This window comes from Geobacillus sp. LYN3 (assembly GCF_003064505.1).
Classification (GTDB): domain Bacteria; phylum Bacillota; class Bacilli; order Bacillales; family Anoxybacillaceae; genus Parageobacillus_B; species Parageobacillus_B toebii.
On the sequence record NZ_QCWL01000070.1, the window covers coordinates 1 to 554 of the forward strand.

The 554-nt window shown below is 38.8% G+C and carries 1 protein-coding gene; it reads right to left on the bottom strand.

What is annotated here, in order from left to right; translation table 11 throughout:
* Nucleotides 1–283: 283 nt before the first annotated feature.
* Nucleotides 284–554, bottom strand: a 271-nt coding sequence (locus DCC82_RS17110) for a transposase (RefSeq protein ID WP_146177919.1), incomplete at its 5' end; no start/stop codon positions are given.

The window sequence follows — 554 nt, forward strand, 5'->3', positions numbered from 1 at the left end:
TTTCATTCTACTGGAGATCCGCCAGCAAGGGCTATTTTTATGCTTGATCAAGTTTATCTAGCACCACGGGTCAAAATATCTGTTATATTGCATTCCAAACTTCTCAGTGAAACAGCCCCCTTCATGTAATATATTTAAAATCTGTTCCCCTGAAAAAGAAATCCCATAAGCTCAATACCAATTAGATATCCAATAATAATAACAACAATTAGTGCAACATTTTTCAATTTTTACAAAAATATAAAGAAATTTGGTTCATCACCAAAAGATGTACTTGCACCTGTCATGAAAGTATGTTAGCTGTTTCTAGCCGAACCCGCAGTGCAAAACGCTGGATATTTCGGTATCCGTATCCCCGACGTTTCATCAGCTTGATCTTGTTATTCGTTCCCTCCATTTTCCCATTTGAATAAGGGGATAAAATGCACGATATGATTTCGTCTGTTCGTTTGACGAGTGATTTTGCGATGGCGCGAACAGCAGAACAAGGACAAAACAAATACCGATGAATCCAAGCCTCCAAGCGTCGTTTCGCCTGTTGCTCATCTTTGCTT